The sequence below is a fragment of the Phaeacidiphilus oryzae TH49 genome, assembly GCF_000744815.1.
Lineage (GTDB): Bacteria > Actinomycetota > Actinomycetes > Streptomycetales > Streptomycetaceae > Phaeacidiphilus > Phaeacidiphilus oryzae.
Map to the genome: position 1 here is coordinate 1,192,876 of NZ_JQMQ01000005.1, position 20,891 is coordinate 1,213,766.

Genomic DNA, 20,891 nt, shown 5'->3' on the forward strand with positions numbered 1-20,891 from the left:
TGCCCGACCGCGACCGAGGAGCGCGGTCGGGCAGGGCGGGCTTCGCCGCCGCTTCTCCTTGTTCTTGTGTCCCCGAAATCCCGGTGTCCCCGATGCGCCACTCCGGCGCCCGCGGACGCCGCAGACGCGAACGGGGCCGCCTGCGGCGGGTGGTACCGCCGGCGGCCCCGTCGGAGAGCGGGTTCTCGTGCTGCGATCGCTGGGGGTCCTGGATCAGTCGGCCACTCCGACCAGGTGGTCGAACTCTCCGTCCTTGGCCCCGAGAAGAAGGGCGACGATCTCGGCACGGGTGTAGACGAGTGCCGGGCCCTCGGGGAAACGGGAGTTGCGGACGGCGACGTCGCCGCCGGGAAGCCGGGCGAGCTCGACGCACTGCCCCTGCGAGTTGCTGTGCCGGCTCTTCTGCCAGGTCACGCCGGATATTTCGGCCGCTGACATGCCGTTGTACGGCTGGCGCATCACTACTCTCCCTCGGGACTGGGTACCCGCCTCACAGCACGTGATGATAGCGCTTGTGCAACTGCACGTGCATGCGCTTGTGCTTGTGCACGTGCTTGTACCCAGGGTGACAACTTCCATGCGGAGCTTGGTTGTTGACGGTTCGTAAGTGGGCAAATCGGGTCGGACCGGCGACGCTCTGTGGTGGCCCTCGGGCGAGATCACGAAGGGCCGATGCGATTCGGTCGCAAATGATCACCGGAAACGGTGGAAACGGTGACGTAGCGTCAACAGCGAAAGGCGGACGGAGCGGTGGCGGCGAGGCGAAATCGGCGGTGTGAGGCGCACCACTCCGCCGTTCGGATGTGCGCGTTCCATGATCGACACATGGGCACGGCATGGGCACCGCATGGGCACGGCATGGTCGGCACAGCGGTTCCCGAGGTGCGGAGCGATGTCGAGGGCGCGGACCTGCCGACCGCGCGGCGGCGGACCGTGCGTATGACCTACCATCGTCCGTCATGAGCTCTGCCGCCAATCCGGGCACGCCGTTGCCCGTCCGCACGCCCGGCTCCCGAGCGCGGGGGCGCCACCGCCGTCCGGAACGGCCCGAGATACCCGCGGGCGCGCCGTCACTCCTGCTCGCCATCCCGGCGCCGGCGGGACCCGAGGTCCGGGCGGTCGTCGAGGAGATCGTCTCCGTGGTCCGCGGAGAGCAGTTCGGGATCGACATCCGGGCCGGGTATCTGAGCCGGCCGGCCGCCGCGGATGGTGGCGCCGGCACCGGTGGGGGCGATCCAGTCGAGGGGGGCTCCGAGTCGGATTCTGGGGTTTCGGTCGACGGTGAGCCGACCGCGTCGGCCGAACCGGCCGCGCCAGTCGAGGGGGCACCGGCGGTCGAGGAGTCCGCCGGGGCCGCCGAACTCGACCCGCGGGACTACCCGCTGATCACCGAGCTGCTCGCGCAGGCGCGGGACGCCGAGCTGCCGCCGCCGATCGTGGTGCCGCTGCTGGCGGGGCCCGCGGGGGACGTCCACAACGCCGTGGAGGCCGCGCTGGCGGGCTCCGGGGCGCAGCTGGTCGACGTCCTGGGCCCGCATCCGCTGCTCGCCGAGGCCGTCCATGTGCGGCTCTCCGAGGCGGGGCTGGCCCGGGCGGACCGGGCGCGGCTCTTCACCATCAACACCGCCGCGGACGGGGTCGTGCTGGCCACCGTCGGCGGCCACGAAGGCATGCAGCAGGCCCAGTCGGTGACCGGGGTGCTGCTGGCCGCGCGGCTGGCCGTGCCGGTGCTGGCGGCCGCGCTGGACGTGCCGGGGTCGGTCGCGGCCGCGGTCGAGCAGCTGCGGGCGGCGGGGTGTGCGCGGCCGGCGCTGGCGCCGTTCCTGATCGGCCCGGAGGCTCGGCCGGGGGCACTTGAGGCCGCGGCCGAGGAGGCCGGGTGCCCGCTGGCTGCGCCGCTGGGGGCGTACCCCGGGGTCGCCCGGCTGGTGCTTGGCGCCTACCTGGGTGCCATCGGGGTGGAGATGGAGCAGCCGGCGCAGCCGGCGCCGATGGGGTAGGTCGGGTCCTCGCTTTCGCGCTGAGCGCGGGGCGGGGCTCGGGGCGTGCTGGTTCTCCGCCCCGAGCCCCGCCCCTTTTGCGTGCGAGAACGGGCCCGCGGGGCTCCCGGGCGGCAGCCCCGGCTAGGCGAGTTGGCGGCGGGTCAGGGCGTGGAAGGGGCCGGTGGGGTCGGCGAGGAGGGTGGCCGGGGGGCCTTGCTGGACCACCCGGCCGGCGTCCAGGACCAGGACGCGGTCGGCGTCGAGGATGGTGGAGAGGCGGTGGGCGATGACGATACGGGTGGTCTTCATCGCGCGGGTGGAGTTGATGATGATGCGCTGGGTCGCGTTGTCCAGGGCGCTGGTCGCCTCGTCCAGATAGAGGATCCGGGGGCGGCGGATCAGGGCCTGGGCGATCATCAGGCGCTGCCGCTGGCCGCCGGAGACCGAGCCGCCGCCGTCCGAGAGGACGGTGTGCATCCCCATCGGCATGGCGCGGATGTCGTCGGCCAGGCCGGCCATCTCCGCGGCCTGCCAGGCCTCTTCGAGGGTGAACTGCTCGGTGCCGCAGATACAGTCCAGGATGGAGCCGGTCAGCGGCTGGGCGTTCTGCAGGACGACTCCGCACTGCCGGCGGACCATCGACTGGTCGAGGGCGGAGAGGTCCTGGCCGTCGTAGAGGACCGCGCCCGAGGTCGGCGCGTCGAAGCCGATCAGAAGGCGGAGGAGGGTGGACTTCCCGGAGCCGCTGGCGCCGACGACGGCGACGAACTCGCCCGGCTGGACGGAGAAGGTGACGTCGTCCAGGACCAGGGGCGCGTCCGCCGAGTAGCGGTAGGTGAGGGAGCGGGCCTCGACGGCGCCGGTGAGCTCGCCGGGGGCGACCGCGCCGGCCGGGACCTCGGGGGCGGCCCGGAGGATCGGCTTCACCTGCTCGTACATCGGCAGCACGGAGACCGCCGAGATCAGCGCGTTGGTGACCTGGGTGACCGAGGTCAGCAGCATGGTGACGGCGCTGTTGAAGGTCAGGAAGGCGCTGGCGGAGAGGCTGCCCCGGGCCGGTCCCGCCAGCACCATGAACATGATCAAGGTGGCCAGCGGGAGGTAGACCGCGTTGGTGATCGAGATGATGTTCTTCATCCGGCCGACCCGCTGCTGGAGTTCCCGGCTCTTGGCGAACTCCTCGGCCCAGGCGGCGTAGGCGAAGCTCTCGGCGGCGGCCACCCGTAGCTTGGGCAGGCCGCGGAGGGTCTGGAAGGCGCGGTTGTTGAGCTTGTTGTTGAGCACCACCAGCTTGCGCTGCCACCAGAGTTGGCGCAGCCCGAGGGAGAGGAAGACGGCCGCGATCACGGCCAGCATGGCCAGCGTCAGAAGGGTCAGCGGCACGCTGAACCAGAGCAGCATGACCAGGTTGACCATGCCGATGGTGCCGGCCTGCACGGTGACCGAGCTGATCCCGGAGAGCACCCGGCGCATGCTGCTGATGCCCATGGCGGCGCTGGCCAGTTCGCCGGTCGAGCGGCCGGCGAAGAAGCGGGTGGGCAGCCGCAGCACGCGGTCCCAGATCGCCGACTGCAGGGTCGCCTCGATCCGTCCCTCGATGCGGAGGACGGCGACGTTCTCCAGGAGGGAGAAGAAGGCGGAGACGACGGTGGCTGCGATCACGGCCACGGCGGTCAGGACGATCGGGTTCTTCTCGGCGTGGGGGACGTACTCGCCGAGCACCCGGCCCGTCGCGAGCGGGACCAGGGTGCCGAGGAGGACCGCGACCAGGCCGCCGATCACGAGGTTGCGGAGGTCCGAGCGGTTGCCGTGGAAGGCGAACCCGGCCAGCCGGAGGGGGCTCAACGGGCGGGTGGGCAGCGGGCGGTAGAACATCACCGCGCGGGAGGCGTAGCGGCGGGCGGCGTCCGCGCCGAGGCGGGTGCGGGTGCCGGCGGCCGGGTCCACGGCCTCGTAGCGGCCCCGGCGCCAGAGGAGGGCGACCGGCCGGCCGGACTCCGTCTCCTCGCCCTCGGGGGCGGACCGGGAGTCGGTGCGGCGGAGGCCGAGGAGGGGGCCCGCGTTCTCCTTCCACCAGTTGCCGGCGAGCTTGACCTCGCGGATCCGGCAGCCGGAGGCGAGGGCGATCCGCTCCACGGGGTCGATCCGGCCGCCCCCTCCCCCGGCGGCCCCGGAGGCCGGCGCCTCGACGGTGATCCCCGCGGCCTCGCCGACCAGGCGGGCGGCGGCGAGCACGGCACCCTCGTCCGCCGCGGCCCGGCCGCCGCGGCGGCCCGCGCTCTGGCCCGCCGTGCGGCTGCCCCGGCGGATGGCCGCGATCAGGTTCTCGTCGGCGTCGGCGCGGGCGTCCCGGCCTGCCGCCAGACCTGCCGCGGCGCGGTCCTCGTGGGCCCGCTCCAGGCGCTCGATCCAGCGGTCCAGGGCGTGCCGGAGGCGGGACTGCTGGTCGACCATCCGCTCCCAGAGGCCGCCGTCGATCAGCAGGTCCTGGGCGCAGTCCGCGCTGTACGCGGAGCCGTACTGAAGGCTGCCGGGGTGGACCGGAAGCCATTCGATGCCGTCGTCGGCGGTGGCGAGAGCGCCCGGGCCGCCCCCGGCCGGGTCGGCCAGGCCGTCCACCGAGGGGTCGAAGAGGACGCGGAGGCTGCGGGCCAGTCCGTGCTCGCAGGCCTGGTCCAGCAGGGTGGCCACCGGCTCGCCGAACTCCGTGTACTGCAGCGGCGGTTGGTAGCCGGGGTAGAGCTCGCGGAGCTGGATCCGGCGGACCGCGCCCTCCTGGGTGGGGCGGGCGATCAGGGTGTGCCGGGGGCCGTCGACCGGTCCGAGGAGCAGCGCCCCGGCCTCCAGCCGGCCGAGGTAGTGCCAGCGGCCCTGGGCCTCGGCGTCCACCGCGAAGAGGTCCAGGGCTCCTGCGGTGACTAGCCAGAGGACCTGGGGGCCTTCCAGCGGAAGGGTGCGGACGCCGGTCAGGTCGACCGGGCCGCCCATGCCGTCCAGGGCCTGGAGCACCGGGTCTTGGAGCACCGGGTCCTGGAGTGCCTGGTCCTGGAGTGCCGGGTCCTGGACCATCGGGTCCTGGGCGGGCGGCGCCTGGTGGCCGGTGATCTGCGGGATCTCTGAGGTCATGTCAGCGCTCCCGGACCAGCTGGGCGTACGGGCCGCCGGCGGCGACGAGTTCGTCGTGCCGGCCGCGTTCGACGACGGTGCCGCGGTCCAGGACGACGATCTCGTCGCTGTCCCGGACGGTGGAGAGGCGGTGGGCGATGATCACGCAGGCGCAGCCGCGGCGGCGGAGGTTGTCCATGATGGCGAGTTCGGTCTCGGCGTCCAGGGCGCTGGTGACCTCGTCCAGGACCAGGACGCTGGGTCGGCGGACGAGGGCACGGGCGATCTCCAGGCGCTGCCGCTGACCGCCGGAGAAGTTGCGGCCGTCCTGTTCGACCGCGGCGTGGATGCCGCCGGGCCGGCGGGCCACCACGTCGTCCAGGGCGGCGTCGCGGAGGGCGGCGATCACGGCCTCGTCGGAGATGGACGGGTCCCACAGGGCGACGTTGTCCCGGATGGTGCCCTCGAAGAGGAAGACGTCCTGGTCCACGAAGGAGACGGAGGCGGCCAGGGAGCCGCGCGGAATGTCCGAGATCCGGCGGCCGTCGATCCGGATCACCCCCTCCCACGGCTGGTAGAGGCCGGAGATCAGGCGGGAGACGGTGGACTTGCCGCTGCCCGAGCCGCCGACCAGGGCGACCTGGCGGCCGGGGCCGACCTGCAGCGAGAACTCCTTGAGCAGCGGCGGGTCCAGCGGGCTGTAGCCGAAGGTGATCGCGTCCAGCTCGACGTGGCCGTCGAGGCGGGTCACGGAGGCGTCGCCGGGGCCGCTGCCGGTGCCCGGTTCGGCCGGGAAGGACTCGACGTCCTTGAGGCGGGCCACGTCGGCGGCGAAGTCCTGGATCCGGCCGGCGACCCCGTTGAGCCGGTTGACCGGGGCGGTGAACGAGGTGACCAGGGACTGGAAGGCCACCAGCAGGCCGATGGAGATGTGCCCCTCGACCGCGCGCAGGCCGCCGATCAGCAGGATCAGCGCGGAGTTGAGCGAGGCCAGCAGCGGGGCGACCACACTGAGGACGGCGCTGGGCACACCGAGCCGCTGCTGGTTCTCCAGGGTGAGCGCGTGCTGACCGGCCCAGCGGCGGAAGTAACCGGACTCGCCGCCGGTGGCCTTCATGGTCTCGATCAGCTGGAGGCCGCTGTAGGCGGTGTTGGTCAGCCGGGCGGTGTCGGCGCGGAGCTTGTGGACGCCGGTGGCCCGGATCCGGACCACGATCCGCAGCGCGAGGACGTTGAAGAGGGCCACCCCGATGCCGAGCAGGGTGAGTTGGGGGTCGTAGGTCCACAGCAGGATCGCGTAGAGGACGACGATCACCGCGTCCACTCCGGCCGAGGCGAGGTCACGGGCGAGGGTCTCGGCGACCGAGTCGTTGGACTGCAGGCGCTGTACCAGGTCGGCCGGGTTGCGCTGGGCGAAGAAGGTCACCGGCAGCCGGAGGAGGTGCCCCAGGAAGCGGGCGCTGGTGAGGGTGGAGGAGATGATCCGGCCGCGTAGCAGGTTCATCTGCTGGAGCGCGGTCAGCACCACGGTCAGCAGGAGGGTGGCCGCCATTCCCGCGAAGAGGACGGGCAGCAGCGAGGTCTGGCCGCCGATCAGGAAGGAGTCGATGTAGGTGCGGCTGAGCGCCGGGCTGGCGGCGCCGACCAGGACCAGCAGGAAGCTGGCCGCGACCGCGGCGAGCATGGTCCCGGAGGTGCCGCGGAGCCGGGTCGGCATGGCGCCGGCGATGCCCGGACGGCGGCCGCCGGGACGGAAGTCGGGGCCCGGCTCGAAGGTGAGGACGATGCCGGTGAAGCTGGTGTCGAACTCCTCCGGGGTGACGAAGCGCCGGCCGCGGGCGGGGTCGTTGAGCCGGACGCCGCGGCGGCCGAGGCGCCGGCCGAAGCCCTCGAAGACGACGAAGTGGTTGAACTCCCAGAAGAGGATGGCCGGGGCGCGGACCTCGGCGAGCGCCGACAGGTCCATCTGCATGCCCTTGGCGGTGAGGCCGTAGCCGCGGGCCGCCTTGAGGATGTTGCTGGCCCGGGAACCGTCCCGGGACACCCCGCAGGCGATCCGGAGCTCTTCCAGGGGGACGTGCCGGCGGTAGTGGCCGAGGACCATGCCGAGCGCGGCGGCGCCGCATTCGACGGCCTCCATCTGAAGGATGCTCGTGGTGCGCCCGCGCCGGGCGGAGCGACCGCGCGGGGCGCGGGGGACGGCGCCTGCCTGCGGCGGCGGTCGGCGCGCGGCTGGGGCGCCGGGGGCGCGGCGGAGCCGCCGGGGCGGTGGCGGGCGGCTCCGGGGGCGGGCGGAAGGTCGGCGCGGGGAGCTGAGGAGGCGGCGGGGGCGGGGCCGGCGCGGCCGCTCCCCGGCCTGCGGGGCGGGGGCGGGGCCGGCGCGGCGCCGGACGGGGCGGCGGGGCGCGGGGCGACGGGGGCCGTGGGGGCCGCAGGGCTCTCGGGGCTCTCGGGGGTGCTGCGGGCGGGCGCCGGGCGATGGCTGCGGCCGGGGCCGGATATGGGGCCGAGAGGGGCGTCGGGGCCGGGTGCGGGCGCGGGTGCGGGGTACGCCTCGCCGCGGCCGGGCGAGGCCGGGCTTTCCTGGGGCTGGGGGTAGTCCTGCGGCTGCGTGTAGACCTGCGGCTGCTGCGGATACGCGGGCGGCTGCGCGTAGGCCTGCGGCTGCGACTGCGCGTACTCCTGCGGCTGCGTGTACTCCTGCTCCTGCGGCCGCGCGTACTCCTGCGGCTGCGGGTAGCCCGTGGGCTGCGTCCCGTAGCCGGACGGTGCCGGGGTGCCGTAGCCCTCCGGGGCCGGGGGCTGGGCGGGGACCCGGGGGGTGGGGCCCGTGGCGGGGCCGGAGAGTTCGGCGGGGTCCGCGGTGTCGTACGCCGCCGCGTAGGCGGAGTAGTCGCCGTAGCCGGCGGGCTCCTCGGAGGGCGCGGGGCGGTCCGGGTTGCGGCGGTCGGGGGCCGTCACGGGAGGAGCCAATCGATCGGGTGCTGGGAGCTGAGCTGGATCGACGCGGACACCTGGGTCGTGCTGTCGATCGGGTACGGCGGGCCGGGCTCGCGGGACCAGCGGTAGCCGGACCTGCTGCCCGGGTCGCGGTCCAGCTCCACCACCACCGCGAGCGGCTGCCCGTCCTGGGTGTACTGCCCGGCCAGCGCCGGGTCGCCGAGGAAGTCGGTGATCTGCTGCCTGGTCTGCGGTGCGCGGGCCACCGCGAGCACCTTGCCGCGCAGTACGCCGTACTGCTGGGTGGGCACGGTCTGCACGGTGAGGTCGACGGACTGGCCCGCGCTGATCCCGGAGGCCTTGGCCGCCGGGGCGTACACCATGGCGATCAGCGGCTCGCCCGCCCTGGCGATCCGCTGGACGGTGGCGAGGTCGGCGCCGGTGGCGACCACCGAGCCGGGCTGCGCGCTGACCGCGGTGACCTGGCCGGCCGAGACCGCGCGCACGGTGCGCACCGCGTCGCCGACCCGGATCTGCGCGACCGGCTGGTCCGCCCTGACCGTCTGGCCGCTGTTCACCAGCACCTGGGTGACCTGGCCGGCGTACGGGCTCTGCAGGAGGTAGCTGCCCTCCGGGTGGCTGAGGACGCCCGGGGCGGAGAGATGGGTGGTGACGGTTCCGGTGACGGCCCAGAACGCCGCCGCGGCGACGGCGAGCACGGTGACCGCGAGCACCAGCGCGCCCTGCGGCCGGGCGAACCGGACGGGGATGTCCAGTTCCTCCGGCGACTGGAGCTTGGCCAGCGCCTTCTGCCGGAACTCCATAGGGGTTTTCTCTTTCCTTCGGCGGGCAGCGCGCGGGCAACGCACAGCCCCCGGAACGCGAACTACGAGCGTTCCGAGGGCCGTTGGCGTGGTCGGCTCAGACAGATCCGAGCCGCCGACCACCGATCATGCAGATCAGGCGGTTCAGATCAGGTTCGCCGGCAGAACGCCCGCGGGAACGATGCCCGCGACGTTACCAGCGGCGGTCGAGAGGGCCTGGCCCAGCTGGGCGAAGCCGGCCTGCTCCAGGTCCTGCACGCTGCCGACGTGGACGTTGACGCCCGGCAGGTTCACGTTGGCGGTGGCGGCGCCACCGGCAACGGCGTCCAGCTCGGCGTCGTTCAGCTCGGCGGTCTCGATGTGGTCACGCATGAGTGCGTTTCCCTTCTCAGTGTTTCCGGGGGTTAGCGGACGGTTATGCAAAAGCACGGCCGAATCCGGTTGCGAGATCAAACCACGCACGGACTACGGCCGTCCAGTTGCAGGTCACGGGCAACGGAGAATACCCCTGGCCAACCGGAGGCGGAATTCTTGCTTTCTTACCGCAAGCGCCTCGGGTCGGCGTGGCGTTCACCTTTTTCCCGACGTCTCTTCACCGCCCTCGGCCGGTCCGCGCCGGCCGCGGCGGCTCCTCGTCAGGTGCCCGCGGGGAGCTCCGGGGGAAGGAGCTGGATCAGAGGCCGACGATGTCGGTGACCGGGGCGGCCGCACCGAGCACGGTGCCGGTGACGGTGCCCACCAGGCCGGAGAGCGGCTGCGGCAGGGCGCCCTCAGCGGTGTTGGCGAGAGTGGCGACAGTGGAGGTCACCGGGCCGAGCCCGCCGGCAACGGCGTCCAGGTCGGCGTCGGAGATCTCGCGGGTCTCGATCTGGTCACGCATGCGCTGCGTATCCCTTCATAGCTCTGGGTATTACAGGAACGAGAAGATGTTCCCGCAGGATCCAAGCATTTCGCCGATGATCGAGTCCACCTGAACCGGACGCTTCGAGGTGAAGGTTCAATTCGGGCACGTCGACCTTTTGTGACGGTTCTTCACATGATCATCTTAAGGGTGCCTTAAGGAAGATCCGCAACCCTTTTCCGGCAACGGCTCGCGGTTTTTTGTGGAAGTTTCGCCACACCATGGTCAAGCTGTGGAGAACTCGCGTCGATAATCTCGGGACAGGGCGATCGGGAACGCAGCGTAGCAGTTTATGTATTCAGCGTTACGGTGACCCCGAGGGCGCGTTGCTTGACTTGGCGCGGGGGCCTGGCTGTCATGGCGGAGTGGCGTACTACCGGATCACCGGATCGGTGCCGCACAAGCGGCACACCCAGCATCGGGACGAGCAGGGGCGGCTCTACTACGAGGAGTTGATGGGCGAGGAGGGCTTCGCCTCGGACTCCTCGCTCCTCTACCACCGCTCCCTGCCCTCGGCGATGACGGACAGCCGCGTCTGGCCGCTGCCGTCCGCCGCGGCCAAGACCGAGCCCAACCATCCCCTGAAGCCGTACCACCTGCGGCTGCACCAGCTCTTCCGCGGCGAGGCCTGGCGGCAGGCGGACGCCGTCCGGGATCGGCGGACGGTCCTCGGCAACGCCGACGTGCGGCTGGGCTACGCCGCTGCCGGGCTGCCCTCACCGCTCTACCGCAACGCCCTGGGCGACGAGTTGGCGTATGTGGAGTCCGGAGCCGGGCTGCTGGAGACCGTCTTCGGGACGATCGAGGCCGGCCCGGGCGACTACCTGCTGCTGCCGCGGGCCACCACCCACCGCTGGGTGCCGCGGGGCGGCGAGCCGCTGCGGCTCTTCTTCGTCGAGGCCAACAGCCATATCTCGCCGGCCCGGCGGTACCTCTCGCGGTTCGGGCAGTTCCTGGAGCACGCGCCGTACTGCGAGCGGGATCTGCGCGGGCCGGAGGGGCCGCTGCTGCGGTCGTCCGAGGAGGGCGACGTCGAGGTGTACGTGAAGCACAGGGTCGCGGGCGGGGTCGGGGGTTCGGTGCTGAGCGTGCCCCACCACCCCTTCGACGTGGTGGGGTGGGACGGCTGCCTCTACCCGTACGCGCTGAACATCTCCGACTTCGAGCCGCTGACCGGGCGGGTGCACCAACCGCCGCCGCAGCACCAGGTCTTCGAGGCCCAGGGACTGGTGGTCTGCAACTTCGTGCCGCGGAAGGTCGACTACCACCCCGACTCCATCCCGGTCCCCTACTACCACTCCAACGTGGACAGCGACGAGGTGCTCTTCTACTGCGGCGGGGACTACTCGGCGCGGAAGGGGTCGGGGATCGGGCAGGGGTCCGTCTCGCTGCATCCGGGCGGGCACACCCACGGGCCGCAGCCAGGGGCCTACGAACGCTCCGTCGGGGTGCACTTCTTCGACGAGCTGGCCGTGATGGTGGACACCTTCCGCCCACTGGAGCTGGGCGAGGCGGCCGGCGAGTGCGACGACGGGCGGTACGCCTGGAGCTGGAGCGGACGCGGGCCGCAGGGTCCGATCGGGCCCGCGGCGGGCGGCGGTGGGGCCGAGTGACCTGGGTGCCGGTCGAGGAGGGATCCGGGTTCGGGCTGGAGAACCTGCCGCTGGGGGTGTTCACCCCGCCCGGGGAGGACGACCGGCCGCGGGTCGGTACGCGGATCGGGGACTTCGTGCTGGACGTGGCGGCGCTGTGGGCCGGGCTGCCGCTGGGCGCGGACCTCGCCCACGGCTCGCTGAACCGGTTCCTGCGCCGGGGGCCGGGTGAATGGGCGTACCTGCGGCGGGAGTTGGTGCGGGTGCTGAGCACCGACGAGCGCCGGGCGCACGCGGAGCGGAACCTCTACCCGGTGGACCGGGTGCGGATGCTGCTGCCGATCGAGGTCGCCGACTTCGCGGACTTCTACGCCTGCCGGGAGCACGCCGAGAACGCCGGACGGATCCTCCGTCCCGGCGAGCCGCCGCTGCTGCCGAACTGGCGGCGGATGCCGGTGGCGTACCACGGGCGGGCCGGGACGGTGGTGGTCTCCGGGACCGAGGTGCGGCGCCCGCGCGGGCAGTTGGGGCCGGGGGTGGTCGGGCCCACCGAGCGGCTGGACTTCGAGGCGGAGGTCGGCTTCGTGGTCGGGGCGCCGTCCCGGCCTGGGGTGCCGGTGGGGACGGGCGCGTTCGCGGAGCACGTGTTCGGGGTGGTGCTGCTCAACGACTGGAGCGCGCGGGACATCCAGGCGTGGGAGTACCGGCCGCTGGGTCCGTTCCTGGGGAAGTCCTTCGCCACCTCCATCTCGCCGTGGGTGGTGCCGATGGCCGCGCTGGAGGAGGCGCGGGTGGCGGGGCCGCGGCAGGAGCCGGAGCCGGTCGACTATCTGAAGGAGGAGCAGCCGGCGGGGCTGGACGTGGAGCTCGAGGTGCGACTGAACGGGGAGCTGCTCTCCCGGCCCCGGTACGGGGGGATGTACTGGTCCGCCGCGCAGATGCTGGCGCATCTCACCGTGGGCGGGGCGGCGGTGCGGACCGGGGATCTCTTCGGGTCGGGGACGGTCTCCGGGGAGGGGCCGGAGCGGCAGGGGTGCCTGCTGGAGATGACCCGGAACGGGGAGGTGCCGGTGCGGACGGGGGCCGGCCGGGAGCGATGGGGGTATCTGGCCGACGGGGACGTCATCACGCTGGGTGGGAGTGCGCGGGGGCCCGGGGGCGCGCGGCTGTCCCTGGGCGAGGTGAGCGGGCGGGTGCGGGCGGCGGAGGGCTGACGCCCGGTCGGTCATTCCGCCCCTGCCCTCGCCCCTGCCCTGCCCCGGGCCCGCGAGCCGGAAGGTCACAGGAGGGGCGGAGCCACCGAGTCGCGGGGCACAAGGCGGGGGCGGAGGAGGATCTCGCCGGACGGCGGGCGGGGGTCTCGCGCGGTGGCCAGGCGGCCGGCCCGGGTGCCGGCTTCGGTCAGCGGGACGTAGACGGTGGTGAGGGCGGGGTAGGCGTCGGCCGCGAAGGGGATGTCGTCGTAGCCGGCGACGGACAGGTCCTGCGGGACCCGGACACCGGACTCGCGGGCGGCGGCGAGGACACCCAGCGCCGCCAGGTCGTTGGCGGCGACGATCGCGGTGGGGCGCTCCCCGGCCGGCTCCGCGAGGAGTGCGCGGGCGGCGCGGTAGCCGGACTCGCGGTCGAAGCCGCCGGGGAGCACCCGCGTCGCCAGTCCGCCCATCGCCTCCCGGTAGCCGGCCAGCCGCGCCGCCGCCGTGGAGTTGCGCTCGGGGCCCTCGATGCAGGCCACCCGGCGGTGGCCGGCGTCGAGGAGATGGCGGGTCAACTCGGCCACCCCGTACCGGTCGTCGAACTGCAGGGCCACGGCGTGGGTGCCGGGGAGGGGCGGGCGGCCGCAGAGGACGACGTCGGTGTCCCCGTCCGCGGCCTGCCGGAGGAGGGCGGTCAGCTCCGCGAGGTAGCCGGGGTCCTCGCGGCGGCCGCCGGTCAGCACGATGGAGCGGACGCGCTGGCGCAGCAGGAGCCGGACGTACCGCAGCTCCTCCTCCGGCGAGCCGGCCGTGGAGCAGATCAGGGCCAGCAGGTCCGCGGCGGCGGCCTCGCCCTGGACGGCGTCCGCCATCGTGCCGAAGTAGGGGTCGGAGATGTCGTTCACCACGACGCCGATGACGTCGGAGCGGCTCGCCGCGAGCGCCCGCGCATGGGCGTTCACCACGTAGTGAAGCTCGGTCACCGCCGCGAGCACCCGCTCCCGGGTGCGCTCCGCCACCGGATAGTTGCCGTTCAGGACTCGCGACACGGTCGCCGAGGAGACCCCCGCACGCGCCGCCACATCCGCCAAGGTCGCCGCCACGCCGGGATCCTACCGGCTGGTCGCCCGGTCGTCCGGGGCCGTAAGCGGACGCGTGCCGTCCGACCGCGCGGCGCCGGGAGTTCACCGAAGGGAAGGGGTAGCTTCCGGGAGGAAAGGGGCGCAGGCCACCGAAAGGCCCGAGAATCGTCGCCGCAGGAGCAGGAGGAGGGGGCGCAGGATGCCGCCGTTGTCGAGCGCTGCCGCACGCTTACTCGGATCGTCGTCGCCCGCCGCCGACCGCGCGGCGGCTGCCGGCCGGCCGCCGGAGACCTGGCATCGAGGGCTCTCGCTGCTGGCGATCGTCAGCCTCTTCCTGGCACTCGGGCCGCTGCAGGCCGAGTCGGCGGTGGCCGCACCGGGCCGCGGCGCCCTGCTGACCGGGGTGTACGGGGTGCTGCTGGCGCTCGCGGCCGCGGTCTTCGCGGTGCGCGGGCGGCGGGCACTGGCGGTGGTGGACCTGCTGGTGCTGGTCCTCGGCGCGCTGCGGGCCTGCGTGGGATTCGCGGTCGCGATCGGATCGGGCGGGCTGCCGTACGGCACGGACGAGGGGGTGCTGATCCATCAGGCGGCGGTGCTCCTCGCCCACGGCGGCGACATCTACTCCCCCTCCGCCCACTGGCCGCTGCCGGCCACCGCGCCGGGCGTCGGCGCGACCCCGCTGATGGGCGGGGGCTACGCCGACTCGTACGGGTACCCTCCGCTGCCCGCCCTGCTGACGGCGGCGGCGCTGCCGTTCACCCACGGGCTGCCGACCGCGGCGGTGGTCGCGTTCGGCTGCCAACTGCTGGCCGCTGCCGCCATGTTCGTGCTGCTGCCGGTGGGCTGGCGGCCGACCGCGGCACTGCTCTGCTTCGGCCTGGACTTCCTGGGGTCCTACGCCCGGCAGGGGTACGCGGTGGTGATGGCGCTGCCGTTCCTGGTGGTCGCGGTGGCCTGGTGGACCCGGACCGGGGCGCCGGCCGGCGGGCGGCCGGGCGGCGGGCTCGGGCGGCGGGCCGTGCTCCGCGCCATCTGTCTGGGGCTGGCCGCCTCGACCCAGCAACTGGCCTGGTTTCTGGCGCCGTTCCTGGTGCTGGGGCTGTGGCTGGTGCGGCGGGGGGACGTCTCGGCGCCGGGGGCGACGGCGGGGCCGGGGCCCGGGCGGGGCGGACGACCCTCCGCTGGACGGCGGTGGCCGCCGGGACCTGGCTGGTGGTGGAGGCCCCGTTCCTGGTGCGGGATCCCGCCGGGTGGTGGCACGGGGTGCTCGGTCCGCTCACCCAGGACGCGGTGCCGAAGGGCGTCGGGCTGATCGACCTGGCCTTCTACCTGCGGGGCGGCAGCGGGGCGCTGGACTGGTTCGGCTATGCGGCCGCCCTGCTGCTGGTGGCGCTCCTCGCGGCGCTGGCGGTGGCTCCGCGCCGGCTGGGCGCGGCGGCGGTGCTGCTGCCCTGGCTGCCCTTCTACCTGGCCACGCGGTCCACGGACAACTACTTCACGCTGCCGGCGCCGCTGTGGGTGGTCGGGCTGGCGACGGCGGGGCCGACGGCGTTCGTCCGGGCCCGGGGGCTGCTCCGGCCGTCGGGGGGAGGGCGGGCCGGTGGACGCGGTGGGGCGGTGGGCGCGGTGGGGCGGTGGGCGCGGTGGGGGCGGTGGGCGCGGTGGACGCCTGCGGTGCCCGCGGCGCTCGCGCTGGGGGCGGCGGTGGGCGTGGCGGTGGCGGTGCTCAGTCCGGCGCCGCTCGGTCTGCGGGCGGCGCCGCTCGGTCTGCGGGCCGGCCGGGTCGAGGGCGCCTCGGTGCCGGGGCGCTTGGTGGTGGTGGCGGAGAACCGCTCCTCGCACGCGGTCTCCCCGCACTTCGGGGTGACCAGGACCGCCGTGCTGGGGGCGTACTGGCGGGTGCTGTCCGGCCCGGCGACCCTCCGGCCGGGGGCCCGGGCGCGGTACGTGCTGCAACGGCCGGCCTCCCGGGCGGGGCTGTCGGGGAGCGGGCCGCTGTGGCTGCGGGCGGTGTCGGCGCGGCCGATGACCGTCAGCAGCGTCCGGCTGACGACGGGGTGAGGACCGGTCAGCCGGGCGGCCGCCGGCCCGGTCAGCCGCGGCCGGTGGCCATGGCGTGCTCGACCACGGCGACCAGGACCTGCTTCACGGACTCCCGGGAACGGGCGTCGCAGAGGAGCACCGGGACCTCCGGGTCCAGGTCGAGCGCCTCCCGCACCTGGCGGTGGGGGTAGATCCTGGCGCCGTCGAAGCAGTTGACGGCGACCACGAACGGGATGCCGCGCTGCTCGAAGTAGTCCACCGCGGCGAAGCAGTCCGTCAGCCGCCGGGTGTCGGTGAGGACCACGGCGCCGAGCGCGCCGACCGCCAACTCGTCCCAGGCGAACCAGAACCGCTCCTGGCCGGGGGTCCCGAAGAGGTAGAGGGAGAGGCCCGGCCGGATGTCGATCCGGCCGAAGTCCATCGCGACGGTGGTGGTGCCCTTGCGCTCGACCCCGCTGATGTCGTCGAGCGGCTCGCCGGCCGCGCTCAGCCGCTCCTCGGTGCGCAGCGGACGGATCTCGCTGACCGAGCCGACCAGGGTGGTCTTCCCCACCCCGAAGCCGCCGGCCACCAGCACCTTGAGCGAGACCTGCGCGGACGGCGCGGACGGCGCGGACGGCGCGGATGGCGGAGGCGACGTCGGCGACGGGGCCCGCACGGCCGAGGCGGCGGGCCCCGCGCTCGCGGCGGGCCCCGCGCTCGCGGTGGGGGCCGTGCGAAGCGGGCGGAGGCGGCGTTCAGAGCGCGCGGAGTCCATTGATCACTTCCCTCAGGAGGCGCTCGTCGGGCATGCGATCCCGGCCCACCGGCCGGTCCACCCGGACCAGTTCGGCGGCCAGCAGGTCGCCGAGGAGGATCCGTACGACTCCGACGGGCAGGTCGCATTCGGCCGCCAGCTCGGCGACCGAGAGCGGCTGGCGGCGCACCAGGTCGAGCAGGCGCTCGTGCTCGGGGGTGTGCGCCGGGCCGGTGTCGGCGGACTGGCCGGACTCGGCCAGGTCCGCCGGGTCGACCAGGGCGAGAGCGCGCTCGGTCGCGGTGATCTGCGCGATCAGGTCCAGGTCCGGGAGCTCCGCGCGGGCGCGGGTGCGTCCGCCGGTGAGGGTGTAGAGCCGAACCAGGCGGCCGGCACCGAAGTTCTCCCCCTCCCCCTCGTGTTCACGGCCGACGCTCCAGGCGCTCGGGAGCCCCTGGGGGCCGGGCGCGGCGGCGCGCGGTGCGGCGGGAGCCGCGGGGTCCGCGGGCGGGGACTCGGCGCGCGGGTCCTCCCCCTCGTCCGGCGATCCGTCGGCGGGCACGGTGGTTCCCGGCCCCCCCGAGGCCTCGGACGCGCCCTCCGCGCGGGCCGTCCACAGGCCGCGGGCGCCCCAGGCCTCCCAGCCGTCACGGATCGGAAGGCCGCCCCCGCGCTCCTCCGAGCCGGCTCGGCCCCCCTCGCCTTCGGATCCGGATCCGGTCATGTCGCCTCGTCACTCCCCATGTGCGAGTCCAGCCCTGGCTTCGGTCCCGAGATGCTCACCGACCCGCTTGACCAGCAGCGCCATCTCGTAGGCGACCTGGCCGACATCGGACTCGGCGGCGCTGAGCACGGCGAGGCAGCTGCCGTCACCGGCCGCGGTGACGAAGAGGAAGCCCTCGTCGAGCTCGATCATCGTCTGTCGTACGTTGCCGACACCGAAGTGCCGGCCCGCCCCCTTGGCCAGGCTGTGGAAACCGGACGCGATGGCGGCCAGGTGCTCGGAGTCCTCCCGGCTGAGCCCGGCGGAGACGCCGGTCGCCAGCCCGTCGCTGGAGAGCACCACCGCGTGCCGGATCTCAGGGACCCTCCGCACCAGGTCGTCGAGCAGCCAGTTGAGGTCGCCCGGCTGCTGGGTGGCTGAGGTCATGGATGCAGTCCCTTTCTGGCCGTCACTCTTCATCCCGCCCGGGCTGCTGGTCGTCGGACGCTCGGCGTCCGCGGGCGAGGCCACGCTGGAACGAGCCGAAGGTGGCCCGTACCTCCTCCGGCGAGCGCTCGCGCGCGGCCGGGGAAGTCTCGTCGGCGGTGCGGACGCGCTCGGCGTCCTCCGCCGCTGTCCCGCCGTTCGCGCTCACGTCCGCGGCGGCGGGGAGGGCCGCGCCCTGGTCCGCCGAGGGGGCGGCGGAGCGGTCCCGCAGCTGCGGCGCGAGGCTGGCCTGCCGGACCCGGCGGGGCAGCGCGGGGGCGTCCTCGCCCACCCGGTGGCGGCCGGCGGCGGAGGCGCGGTTCGGCGACTCGGGGCGGGTGGGCTCCACGCCTCGGCGCGAGCGGCGGCGCGGAAGGGTGCCGGCGTCCGCGGCGGGGTCCATGTCGGCGGCGTCCGCGTCGGCGGGGCCGGCGTCGGCGGGATCGGCCGCCGGGACGGGCGGCTGCGCCGGGACGGGCGGCTCCGCGGCGGTCGCAGGAGGGGCTGACGGACCGTCAAGAAGCTTGTCCGGAAGGGCGGTCGGCGGCTCGGCCGCGGGAGGGGCGCCATCGGCGCCGGGACGGCCGGCCCGCCAGGAGGGCGGGGTGGCGTCGAGGAGGGCGGGGCCGGGGTCGGCCGCCGGCGCGGACCCGGTCTGGGCCCCGGTACCGGCTGCCGTCTGGGCGCCGGTGCCGGCTCCGGTCGTGCCGAATCCGGCGGCCGGACCGGGTGCGGGAGCCGGCGGCTGGCCGGGCGTGGGAGCGCCCTCCGGTGCGAGCGGCGCCGAGGTCGCCGGGGGTGCCTGCGGTGCCAGCGGGGACGGCGGGTAGCGGTCGAGCGAATCTGCCGTCCGCGCGTCGATGTCCGCGGGCGTCGGCGCGGTCGGCGGGACCGCGGCCGGACGGGTGCGGGGGCGGCGGCGCGGAAGGTCGGAGAGCTCGCTGCGGGTCGGCGGTGCGGCGGCCACCGGGCCGCTGGGGGCCTCCTCGATCAGGCCGTAGTCGGCCGCGGGACGGTGCTCGCCGGAGCCGGCGGCGGGGGTGGCGGCGGCGGGGGTCTGGCCCGGGGCTCCGCCAGGGGGCGGGGCCTGTGTCCGGGTTGGGGTCTGTGTCCGGGTCGGCGCCTGGGCCTGGGCCGGCGCCTGGGCCGGTGCCGAAGACTGGGCCGATGCCGGTGCCGATGCCGGGGCCGGTGCCGCGGGCGTCGCGGCCGGCCCGGGGTCCGCCGCGCGGCGGCCGGCGATCGCGGCGGACGCCGTGCTCGGCCTCGGCTCCTGGAGGAGCTCGGCGGCCCGCTCCCGGCTCAGCCGCGAGCGGGCGGCGGCAGCGGCCGCGTCGGCCTCCGGCTCGGGACCGGCCTCCAGCGGCGAGGCCTCCAGCGGGGCGCCCGTCTCCGGATCGGCGAGGACCGTCAGCGGCAGCAGCACCACCGCCGTCGTACCGCCGTAGGCGTTGCCGGACAGGGAGACGCGGACGCCGTGCCGCTGGGCGAGCCGGCTGACCACGAAGAGGCCGAGCCGGTCGCTGTCCGCGAGGTCGAAGTCGCCGCCCGCGGTGAGCCGGTCGTTGGCCTCCAGCAGCGCTTCCTCGCCGACGCCCAGCCCGCGGTCGTCGATCTCCAGCACGAAGCCGTTGGCCACCCGCTCCCCGCGCAGCCGCACCCTGGTGTGCGGGGGCGAGTAGCTGGTGGCGTTCTCCACCAGCTCGGCCAGCAGGTGGACGATGTCCGAGACGGCCGAGCCCAGCACCGCGGTGTTCGGCAGCCGGGGCACGGCGACCCGGGTGTAGTCCTCGACCTCGCCGACGGCCGCCCGCACCACGTCGGTGACCGGCACCGGGCGGCGGCTGCCGCGTCCCGGCGCCGAGCCGGAGAGGATCAGCAGTCCGTCCGCGTGCCGGCGCATACGGGTGGTCAGATGGTCGAGCTTGAAGAGGTCCTCCAGGTCCTCGGGGTCGGCGACCCGGCGCTCCATCTCGTCCAGCAGGGTGAGCTGCCGGTTGAGCAGCGCCTGGCTGCGCCGGGCGAGGTTGACGAAGACCGAGGAGACCCCGCGGCGCAGCTCGGCCTGGTCCACGGCGGCGCTGACGGCGGCCCGGTGGACGGCGTTGAAGGCACGTCCCACCTGGGCGATCTCGTCGTGGTCGCCGTGCTCCCCGGAGTTGATCCCGATCGGCGGCGCCTCGACGGCGACGTTCACCCGCTCGCCGTCCCGCAGCCGGCGCATCACCTCCGGCAGCCGGACGTTGGCCAGGTCGAAGGCGGCGTTGCGGAGCGAGATCAGCTCGCGCACCAGCCGGCGGCCGGCCCGGATCGACAGCATCAGGGAGATGATCAGCGCGGCCAGCCCCAGCACGCCCACCAGCGCGTCCCGTTCGAAGACGGCGACCGCCGTGTCCCGGCCGCGCGCGGTGGCCTTGGCGGTGGCCTTGCCGTCGATGTCGGCCAGCGAGGCGAGGACGGAGTCCGCCGCGGCGTCCCAGCGGGCCGCCGGCACCGCGCGCCCGACGCCGTCCTGGCCCGCGTCGGAGACCGCCCCCTCCAGGTCGCTGAGCTGGGCGTAGCCCTCGCTCGCGGTGTAGTCCGCGTACAACTTCTGCTCGTACGAGGGGAGTTCGGGGATGTGGACGGAGAAGAGGAGATGCTGTGCGGAGATCGAGGTGAGGAGGCTCTGGTACTGCCCGAGGGCGAGCCGGCCGCTCTCCCGGGCTCCGTCGACGAGGGCCTGCTCGCGGGATATGTACTCGCGGGCGCGGCTGAGCTCGATCAGGTTGCCGGCCTCCCGGGAGAGCTCGCCGGCCTGGTCCGAGGTGAGGTCCAGGCGGAGCTGGAAGAAGGGGTCCTGGAGGGCCGAGTACTGGTCGCCGGCGGAGGCCCAGCCGGCGTTGTGCTGGACCACGTCGTAGCGGAGGCCGTCGAGGGCCCCGCCCAGGGCGGTGACCTGCCTGAGGTCCGCGCGGGCGGAGCCGTTGATGCCGCTCAGCTCGGAGCCGTCGGCGGCGTGGGCGCGCACCGTGGCCAGAGCGCCGTCGGTGGCGGACTGCGCCTTCTTGTACGCCGCCAGCGGGCCGGCGGCCGCCGAGGGTGGGGCGGCGGCGAAGCGGACGGCGGCGAGCCGCTCGGACTGCAGATCGCGGGAGAGGGCGTCGGACGGGGTGCCGATCCACTTGTACAGGTCGCCGACCTGGATCAGGCCGTAGACGCTGTGGGCGTTGACGGCCGTGGTGTAGATCCACAGCCCTGCCAGCGACAGCAGGGGCAAGAGAAGCAGCGCGGTGATCCTTGCCCGGATTGAGCGGGTTCG

At 74.5% G+C, this 20,891-nt stretch carries 16 protein-coding genes; 5 read left to right on the forward strand and 11 right to left on the reverse strand.

The genetic code is table 11. The features are described 5' to 3' along the window. Positions 1-213 precede the first annotated feature (213 nt). On the reverse strand, positions 214-459 hold the full coding sequence (locus BS73_RS09675; RefSeq protein WP_037571100.1) for a DUF397 domain-containing protein: 246 nt from the start codon (positions 457-459) through the stop codon (positions 214-216). Between the two features lie 500 nt (positions 460-959). Between BS73_RS09675 and BS73_RS09680 the strand changes: the two genes are divergently transcribed. Next, complete coding sequence (locus tag BS73_RS09680) at positions 960-2,000, forward strand: sirohydrochlorin chelatase (RefSeq protein WP_037571101.1); 1,041 nt, start codon at positions 960-962, stop codon at positions 1,998-2,000. 123 nt (positions 2,001-2,123) lie between these two features. Here BS73_RS09680 and BS73_RS09685 read toward each other — a convergent pair whose 3' ends face one another. The 5 genes from BS73_RS09685 to BS73_RS09705 all read right to left on the reverse strand — a co-directional run bounded on the left by BS73_RS09685 (position 2,124) and on the right by BS73_RS09705 (position 9,731). Next, positions 2,124-5,051, reverse strand: a complete 2,928-nt coding sequence (locus tag BS73_RS09685) for an NHLP bacteriocin export ABC transporter permease/ATPase subunit (RefSeq protein WP_051941368.1) — start codon at positions 5,049-5,051, stop codon at positions 2,124-2,126. A 58-nt stretch (positions 5,052-5,109) separates the two neighbouring features. After that, entirely contained in the window at positions 5,110-7,227 is a 2,118-nt protein-coding gene (locus tag BS73_RS09690; protein WP_051939757.1) for an NHLP family bacteriocin export ABC transporter peptidase/permease/ATPase subunit, read from the reverse strand. Between the two features lie 817 nt (positions 7,228-8,044). Further along, positions 8,045-8,851 carry an HlyD family efflux transporter periplasmic adaptor subunit gene (locus BS73_RS09695; RefSeq protein ID WP_037571106.1) on the reverse strand — a complete coding sequence of 269 codons (807 nt, stop codon included), beginning with the start codon at positions 8,849-8,851 and terminating at the stop codon, positions 8,045-8,047. A gap of 144 nt (positions 8,852-8,995) precedes the next feature. Continuing rightward, the gene (locus tag BS73_RS09700; protein WP_037571108.1) at positions 8,996-9,223 is read right to left on the reverse strand and encodes a hypothetical protein; all 228 of its coding nucleotides are present in this window, start codon (positions 9,221-9,223) and stop codon (positions 8,996-8,998) included. Between the two features lie 301 nt (positions 9,224-9,524). After that, positions 9,525-9,731 (reverse strand): hypothetical protein, encoded by a 207-nt coding sequence (locus BS73_RS09705; protein WP_037571111.1) that lies wholly within the window; start codon positions 9,729-9,731, stop codon positions 9,525-9,527. A gap of 386 nt (positions 9,732-10,117) precedes the next feature. Between BS73_RS09705 and BS73_RS09710 the strand changes: the two genes are divergently transcribed. Together BS73_RS09710 and BS73_RS09715 are read left to right on the forward strand one after the other, a co-directional pair. Beyond that, complete coding sequence (locus BS73_RS09710; protein WP_051939758.1) at positions 10,118-11,365, forward strand: homogentisate 1,2-dioxygenase; 1,248 nt, start codon at positions 10,118-10,120, stop codon at positions 11,363-11,365. Further along, positions 11,362-12,558, forward strand: a complete 1,197-nt coding sequence (locus tag BS73_RS09715; RefSeq protein WP_037571112.1) for a fumarylacetoacetate hydrolase family protein — start codon at positions 11,362-11,364, stop codon at positions 12,556-12,558. Before BS73_RS09710 ends, BS73_RS09715 begins: the two co-directional genes overlap by 4 nt. Before the next feature lie 65 nt (positions 12,559-12,623). On the opposite strand, the gene BS73_RS09720 is transcribed toward BS73_RS09715, so the two are convergent. Then, positions 12,624-13,643 carry a LacI family DNA-binding transcriptional regulator gene (locus BS73_RS09720; protein WP_037571114.1) on the reverse strand — a complete coding sequence of 340 codons (1,020 nt, stop codon included), beginning with the start codon at positions 13,641-13,643 and terminating at the stop codon, positions 12,624-12,626. A 178-nt stretch (positions 13,644-13,821) separates the two neighbouring features. Between BS73_RS09720 and BS73_RS09725 the strand changes: the two genes are divergently transcribed. Then, positions 13,822-14,934, forward strand: a complete 1,113-nt coding sequence (locus BS73_RS09725) for a hypothetical protein (RefSeq protein ID WP_152617563.1) — start codon at positions 13,822-13,824, stop codon at positions 14,932-14,934. Continuing rightward, positions 14,886-15,683: a hypothetical protein gene (locus BS73_RS37210; protein ID WP_152617564.1), complete on the forward strand. Its 798-nt coding sequence runs from the start codon at positions 14,886-14,888 to the stop codon at positions 15,681-15,683. The genes BS73_RS09725 and BS73_RS37210 overlap by 49 nt, the downstream gene beginning before the upstream one ends. Before the next feature lie 31 nt (positions 15,684-15,714). Here the strand turns inward: BS73_RS37210 and BS73_RS09730 are convergent, their stop codons facing one another. The 4 genes from BS73_RS09730 to BS73_RS34555 form a co-directional block, all read right to left on the reverse strand. Next, a complete protein-coding gene (locus tag BS73_RS09730) occupies positions 15,715-16,422 on the reverse strand; it encodes a GTP-binding protein (protein ID WP_084703938.1) in 708 nt (235 codons plus the stop codon). Beyond that, positions 16,403-16,786 (reverse strand): DUF742 domain-containing protein, encoded by a 384-nt coding sequence (locus BS73_RS09735; RefSeq protein ID WP_051941369.1) that lies wholly within the window; start codon positions 16,784-16,786, stop codon positions 16,403-16,405. The genes BS73_RS09730 and BS73_RS09735 overlap by 20 nt, the downstream gene beginning before the upstream one ends. A 348-nt stretch (positions 16,787-17,134) precedes the next feature. Beyond that, positions 17,135-17,551 carry a roadblock/LC7 domain-containing protein gene (locus BS73_RS09740; RefSeq protein ID WP_037571121.1) on the reverse strand — a complete coding sequence of 139 codons (417 nt, stop codon included), beginning with the start codon at positions 17,549-17,551 and terminating at the stop codon, positions 17,135-17,137. A 22-nt stretch (positions 17,552-17,573) separates the two neighbouring features. Continuing rightward, positions 17,574-20,849: a sensor histidine kinase gene (locus BS73_RS34555; protein ID WP_051939759.1), complete on the reverse strand. Its 3,276-nt coding sequence runs from the start codon at positions 20,847-20,849 to the stop codon at positions 17,574-17,576. Positions 20,850-20,891 lie beyond the last annotated feature (42 nt).